This window comes from Brevibacterium sp. ZH18 (genome assembly GCF_022748595.1).
GTDB lineage: Bacteria > Actinomycetota > Actinomycetes > Actinomycetales > Brevibacteriaceae > Brevibacterium.
Map to the genome: position 1 here is coordinate 99,559 of NZ_JALDSX010000008.1, position 6,000 is coordinate 105,558.

Sequence of the window (6,000 nt, forward strand, 5' to 3'; positions counted from 1 at the left end):
ATCGTGTCAAGGCGTAGCGGACACTGTGGTCGTTGGAACGCGTATCGCTCCGGCCTCCGTGTTTCAAGTTTTCAGCTCAGCCACCCGCGCAGCACACGCCGTAGAGCGGAGTATGTGGCCGATCTGGCTCTCCCCAGAGACGTCCTTGGCGGCGCGGTGTCAAGAGAAGGCAGCCGTTCGTTGCAGATTCGACCGCGAATCGCCGCCTGGCCGGCCCCGTCCCATCACCGACAGTCAGATCCGCAACGCGATTCGACTCATCGACAGTGGTGAAACTGCTGCACAAGCAGCCCGGGGCCTCGGAATGTCCACAGCTGCGCTTTGTCGAAGAGTCCGCCTACTCAGCGACTAGCGCTATCATCGCGCCCGGGACTCAGCCCAGCCCGGAGGCGATGTAGTCGTCAAGCTTGCCCGCGTCCCGGGCCGCTGCGACAGCCAGCGCCTCGTTGGGGTCTTCGAGATGGATCACCAAAGCCGCGTCATCGTAGGCTCGACCCGCGCAGATCATTTCGCCATCGTTCTCACCACCGTCGATGATCCAGACTTTCAGATCCTGCTCTTCCAGCGCATCCCAGACATCCGCTGCTTGCTTCTCATAAGCGGGAGAGAAACGCTCGAAGACCTTCTCGACCTCGTCACCGGTGGGAGCCTGTGCCCGCCCAGGTCGGGGAAAGTCTGGTCGCGTCGTTATCTTTTCAGTGCTCATAATCACAATCTAGCACTCCCCCGATTCGGCGAGTGCCCACCAAGCCCGACCACGTCGATGAGAGCGGCATCTTTCAGTGCGCACAATTGAGCGTGTCATCTTCGCCCAGAGCGTTGCCTGACCTAGAACGCCTCGGCCGCCGGGAGATCGCGGAACTTAAGGACCACGCAGGACACCGGGCGCACCGTACAGTGCGCCCGGTGAACCACCTCAACTGGTTCTCAGACTGCGGATGGATGTTCTGTTCGGGCATACCTGGCGATCTCGTAAGCCTCTGGTCGATAGACCACGGCGTGAGGCCGACTCGTCGTCAGATAGTCACGAGCCCAGGACAGCACCGCCCCGGCACGTTGTTGCCAGCCTGAGAGGAGAACTGCGTGGACTGCCAGCCAGCCAAGGAATGCCGGCATCCCTTGCACTTGGTATCGGCGCGGAGTCAGCTCGGCCACTGACTGCCCTCGACCGATCATGGCCATATACCCCATATCGACGAACTTGAATTCGCGGCGGGGCCGCCCAGTCAGGTCGGCTCGAATATTGTCTGCCGCCCATCGGCCCGACTGTTTGGCCACCGATCCCAGCTGCGGCAGCTTCCGATCCTTGGCATCGACGATATTGGCGGCATCACCAAGGACATAGACTCCCTGGCAGTCCGGTGCCGTCAGGTCTTTGGCCACATCGACCCGTCCTCCACGACCGGTCGTGAGTCCGGCAGGCTCCAGTAGGTGTGAGGCTTTCAATCCGGCGGCCCAGATGACGATCTCCGCATCGATCTTCGTCCCATCGGCAAGGGAGATATCTGTATCGGAGACTTCCGAGACCGCACTGCCCAAATGCACCTTGACGCCGAGTTTCTCCAACCGGTCCCTGGTGTATTGCTGCGATGCCTGCGAGAAGGGCGGCAGCACAGTGTCGACCATGTCCACCAGGTGGACCGCGCACGACGACGCGAAATCGTGCGAATAGTACTTGCCGACTACGTCCCTGATGTTTTCGGCGATCGCCCCGGCGGTTTCGACACCATTGGGCCCGGCGCCGACCACGGCAACCGCGAACTTCCTGTTGGCGGAGTGATCTTGGTTCGCGGATGCTCGCTCCACAGCTCCGAGCAGTGCTGATGACAATCGGGCGGCGTCGTCGACCGAATACAGGGGGTAGGCGTGATCTTCCGCTCCGGGAGTATCGAAGAAGTTCGGCTCCGCACCCGAGGCGATCACTAAGATCTCCGCTCGGTAGCGCACACCGTCTGCGGTGGTGACCGTTTTCCTCGCTGCATCGATCGCAGCTACTTGCGCAGTGCGAATTGTGACATGCCTGCTCTCCCTGTGGAGGATGGAGCGCAGTGGGCGAGCCACCGTCGACAGGGCGATCTGGGCGGTTGCCACTTGGTACAACAGGGGCTGGAACTGGTGATAGTTGTTCTGATCGAGCAAGAGCACGTCGACTCCGCCCCTCCCGAGGCGTTTGGCTGCTTCGAGGCCAGCGAAGCCGGCGCCGACGATCACGACTTCGTAGGTTCGTGCCACAGATTCCTCGCCCGCCGCCCGCGGTTCGGCAATAGTTTCGTTCATGCTGTCTGTCCTCCTAAGACATGCTGTCGAGCAACCGTGTCGCAGACGCAGTCGCTGAACTGGTGCCGTCCTGCTTTCTGCGAGCAGATCGCGCCCACAACCGGCGGATGATGGTCGGACTCTTGGACCAAGTCTGCCAGCGATGCTGAGAACGCGATAGACCCATCTACTCGACCGGATATTCCAGCTGTGAATTCCTCGCAAGCACCGAAACGAAGCTCTGCCGCCACCGAGCTCATCACAGCCAGCGAGAATGCCCAACTGTTAGTCCTGGGAACCTGCGGCCACGGCGAGTTCGCCAGCCTCATCCTCGGCTCCGTCAGCCTCGAGTGCATCGCTCACGCTCATCCACCAGTCTTGACCGCCCGCGCACAATGAGCAGCGACTTCGGCACGCCCGCTATGACCTGAGTTGGCGTTCTCGGTCTCGAAGCCCACAGCATTCCGATGACTCAATGTTCCACGGTGGCGCGACGCGTATGCTGGTGTCGAACCGAGAAGAGGAGAATCGTGGACGCCGACGTTGTAGTCGTGGGAGCAGGTCTCGCAGGCCTGCAGTGTGCCAGACGGTTGCAGCGCAACGGCCTGACTGTCCAGATCTGCGAATCGCGTGATGGGGTGGGCGGTCGCGTGCGCACCGATCGAATCGACGGCTTCCTCTGTGACTGCGGGTTTCAGCTGCTCAATCCTGCGTACCCCGCAGTGCGCGCCTTCATCGACGTCGCCTCACTGGACCTGCAGACCTTCGGCGCAGGAGTGATGGTCCGCAAGGGACAGCGTCTGACCACGCTGCGCGCATCCTTGGGTCGGCCTGGCAGCGAGTCATCGGTGTTGAGCTCTGGACTGATCAGACCGAAGGAGATCCGCGGGCTTCTGAGATGGCTGGGTCCGACTCTGCTGCGGCCATCGTCAGTCTCGCGGGCGACGCGGGACTCAACTCTCGCAGACTCTTTGGATGCTGTGGGAGTCACGGGAGCATTGCGCCGAGACGTCATCGACACGTTCCTGGCCGGTGTTCTGGCCGACAGTTCTGGCGCAAGCTCGGCGAACTATGCCCGCCTGCTGATGAGATCGTTCGTGCGCGCGATCCCCGGTCTGCCCAGTCAAGGCATGGCGGCTCTGCCCGAGCAGATGGCGGCTTCTCTCGAATCGCCGGTGCGCGTGAATACCGCCGTGCGAGACCTTCGCGAGACCGACAATGGTGTGGAAGTCGACACCGACCGGGGACGGATACGGGCGCGTGCCGCTGTCACCGCAGTCGGTGCTGAGGATCTCGAGGAGCTGACCGGCGAGAAGACTCCCCCTACACGCGGACTGACGACCTGGTGGTTCCAAGCTCCGGAACCTCCTCTCGAGGATCCGCTGTTGGTGCTGGGTGCCTCGGCTCCCCACGGAGGCCCAGATGGGCCCGTCTGGCACACTGCAGTGGTCTCAAATGCAGCACCGAGCTACGCGCCTGCGGGATCGGCGCTCATTGAGGCAACGACGCTGCTCGATCGGCCCGACGGTCTGGCCGACGAACGGGAGATCCGGCAGCATCTCGAACGCATCTACGCCACGTCGACGCGCCGGTGGCAGGTTCTGATCAATCATCGGCTTCCGCACGCACTGCCGGCCTCCGCTCCCCCTCTGATCGACCGATCGGTGCAGCGGATCTCCGAGAGAATATTCGTCTGCGGCGACCACCGTGACACCGGCTCGATCCAAGGCGCTTTGGTCTCCGGTGATCGAGTCGGGCAGGGAATCGCCGGAATACTCTCGTCTGCCTCCCGCCGTTCCGACAACGAACCTAGTGCGAAACGATGATCGCAACCTGCGGAACTCCCCCATCTGTGTCCGAGGAGTCCGGGTGTGCCCCGGGCCGAGCATCATGACCGCCCCCATCCGACGAGCCGTTGCAGCTCTCTTGGTCGGTCTCTTCACCGCGGCCGCCTCCGTGGGCTGTGCCGCCGCAGACACTTCAAGTCCGGATTCACCGCTAGTGGCCGTGTACCGCGGTGAGGCCGCGTGCGACGGGTGCCCCGAGACGGTCGCACAACGGCTGAGAGCCTCGTTCACCGACGCCGAGGTGGTCTTCATCGGTCGCGGTGAACGTCTGCCGCTGCAGGCCGATTCCCTTGCAGACGTGGACCTCTACGTCCAACCCGGTGGCGGGGATGACATCGACGCTGCCGCCGAAGCGCTGCCCCCTCGATTCGTCGGGGGCCTTGAACAGTATGTTGCAGACGGCGGTGGTTACCTCGGTCTGTGTATGGGCGCCTACCTGGCGGGGCCGGTCGCCTTCGGCCTCGTCGAATCGGACCTCGACGGTGAGGTCGGCCGTCCCGAATTCCCAGTCACCGACAGCAGAGAGACCGTGGTCGACGTCGCCTGGGACGGTCATCATCGCAAGACATTCTTCCAAGAGGGCGCAGTCCTTCCTCCACCCGAGGATCGCGCCGACGTGTTCGCGCGCTATGGCAACGGCGACATCGCCGCAGCACGCTACGACCACGGTGACGGTGTGGCAGGTCTGGTCGGCCCGCACCCCGAGGCTGACCAGACCTGGCTGGACGAGGCGGGAATTGCCGATCCGGACGGAGACGACTGGAATTACGCCGTCCCCTTCGTCGCAGCACTATTGGACTGACTTCGCTACGAGGGCGAAAATCGAGTCTGCGGCGGGTGATCTCTGAATCGGACGGTCGGCGGTCGACGTCAGCGCCGCCATCGCCTCACCAGCCCGCACCGAGGTGGCACACACCCGACCGCCCGTGTAAGACTACGTAGGCGATTGCTCATTCAATGATCGCTCGATCAGCGAATGAGCACACCGACTACGACAGCCTCCCCCTACAGGAGCGCGGAGGAACCGAAGGAGCTGCCCCCATGACAGAAAATCCTGGGATCACAGGTCATTGGGACATCGATCCCTCACATTCTCGACTGGGATTCTCCACACGCCATGCCATGGTCTCGCGTGTGCGCGGAGCGTTCAATGATGTCTCCGGCTTCGCCAACATCGCCGAGGATCTCGCCGACTCGAATGCCGAGGTCATCATCCAGACCGCGAGCGTCGACACCCGCAGCGAGGGCCGCGACGAGCACCTGCGCTCGGCAGACTTCTTCGACGTCGACGCCTACCCGGAGATCCGCTTCGTCTCCTCCGCCATCGACGAGGTGGACGAGGGTTCCTATATCGTCACCGGTGATCTGACGATCCGTGACATGACGAAGACCGTGTCCATCCCGCTCGAGCTCATCGGCGTCGACACCGATCCGTTCGGCAACCTGCGCGCCTGCCTCGAGGGCACTCGCCGCATCGACCGTAAGGACTGGGGCGTGACCTGGAATACGAAGCTCGATTCCGGTGGCGTGCTCGTCAGCGACAAGATCACGCTCGAGTTCGAGCTCTCCCTGATCAAGAACGTCGCCGAGGATGCCCCCACCGAGTCGTCCGAGACCGCAGGTAAAGACGAGGCCCCCGCTGAGGCGCCGGCACCCGTCACCGATGCTCCGGAGAATGCAGCATCGGTGGCCCCAAAGGCAGAACCAGCCAACACGGAGTTCCCTCCCCCGCCACCGGTCAAGCCAGCCGAAACTCCCGCCGACAAGCCGGCAGAGAAGGCGCCAGAGGCTAAGCAGTCGGATGCTCAGTCGTCCGGCGGTGGCCTCGGCAAGCTCTTCGGCCTCCGCTGAGTCCAGCACTACAGTCTTCACCGCGGGTGGGATCGGTACGCGTACC

At 63.1% G+C, this 6,000-nt stretch carries 6 protein-coding genes; 4 read left to right on the top strand and 2 right to left on the bottom strand.

All coding sequences use genetic code 11. From position 1 onward, the window contains the following. Positions 1–373: 373 nt before the first annotated feature. Positions 374–706, bottom strand: coding sequence for a hypothetical protein (locus tag MPN20_RS05295; protein WP_242780242.1), 333 nt, complete (start codon positions 704–706; stop codon positions 374–376). A 221-nt stretch (positions 707–927) separates the two neighbouring features. After that, complete coding sequence (locus tag MPN20_RS05300; protein WP_242780243.1) at positions 928–2,277, bottom strand: NAD(P)/FAD-dependent oxidoreductase; 1,350 nt, start codon at positions 2,275–2,277, stop codon at positions 928–930. Positions 2,278–2,433: 156 nt separating this feature from the next. Between MPN20_RS05300 and MPN20_RS05305 the strand changes: the two genes are divergently transcribed. The 4 genes from MPN20_RS05305 to MPN20_RS05320 all read left to right on the top strand — a co-directional run bounded on the left by MPN20_RS05305 (position 2,434) and on the right by MPN20_RS05320 (position 5,954). After that, positions 2,434–2,655, top strand: coding sequence for a universal stress protein (locus tag MPN20_RS05305; RefSeq protein ID WP_347566801.1), 222 nt, complete (start codon positions 2,434–2,436; stop codon positions 2,653–2,655). Positions 2,656–2,786: 131 nt separating this feature from the next. After that, positions 2,787–4,082 carry an NAD(P)/FAD-dependent oxidoreductase gene (locus MPN20_RS05310; protein ID WP_242780247.1) on the top strand — a complete coding sequence of 432 codons (1,296 nt, stop codon included), beginning with the start codon at positions 2,787–2,789 and terminating at the stop codon, positions 4,080–4,082. A gap of 64 nt (positions 4,083–4,146) precedes the next feature. Continuing rightward, positions 4,147–4,905 carry a BPL-N domain-containing protein gene (locus MPN20_RS05315; protein ID WP_242780249.1) on the top strand — a complete coding sequence of 253 codons (759 nt, stop codon included), beginning with the start codon at positions 4,147–4,149 and terminating at the stop codon, positions 4,903–4,905. A 239-nt stretch (positions 4,906–5,144) separates the two neighbouring features. After that, the gene (locus tag MPN20_RS05320) at positions 5,145–5,954 is read left to right on the top strand and encodes a YceI family protein (protein WP_347566800.1); all 810 of its coding nucleotides are present in this window, start codon (positions 5,145–5,147) and stop codon (positions 5,952–5,954) included. Positions 5,955–6,000: the final 46 nt, after the last annotated feature.

Excerpts from the sequence above, each read along its gene's own strand:
- MPN20_RS05295 (WP_242780242.1), bottom strand. The coding sequence starts at position 706 with ATGAGCACTGAAAAGATAACGACGCGACCAGACTTTCCCCGACCTGGG.
- MPN20_RS05300 (WP_242780243.1), bottom strand. The coding sequence starts at position 2,277 with ATGAACGAAACTATTGCCGAACCGCGGGCGGCGGGCGAGGAATCTGTG.
- MPN20_RS05315 (WP_242780249.1), top strand. The coding sequence starts at position 4,147 with ATGACCGCCCCCATCCGACGAGCCGTTGCAGCTCTCTTGGTCGGTCTC.
- MPN20_RS05320 (WP_347566800.1), top strand. The coding sequence starts at position 5,145 with ATGACAGAAAATCCTGGGATCACAGGTCATTGGGACATCGATCCCTCA.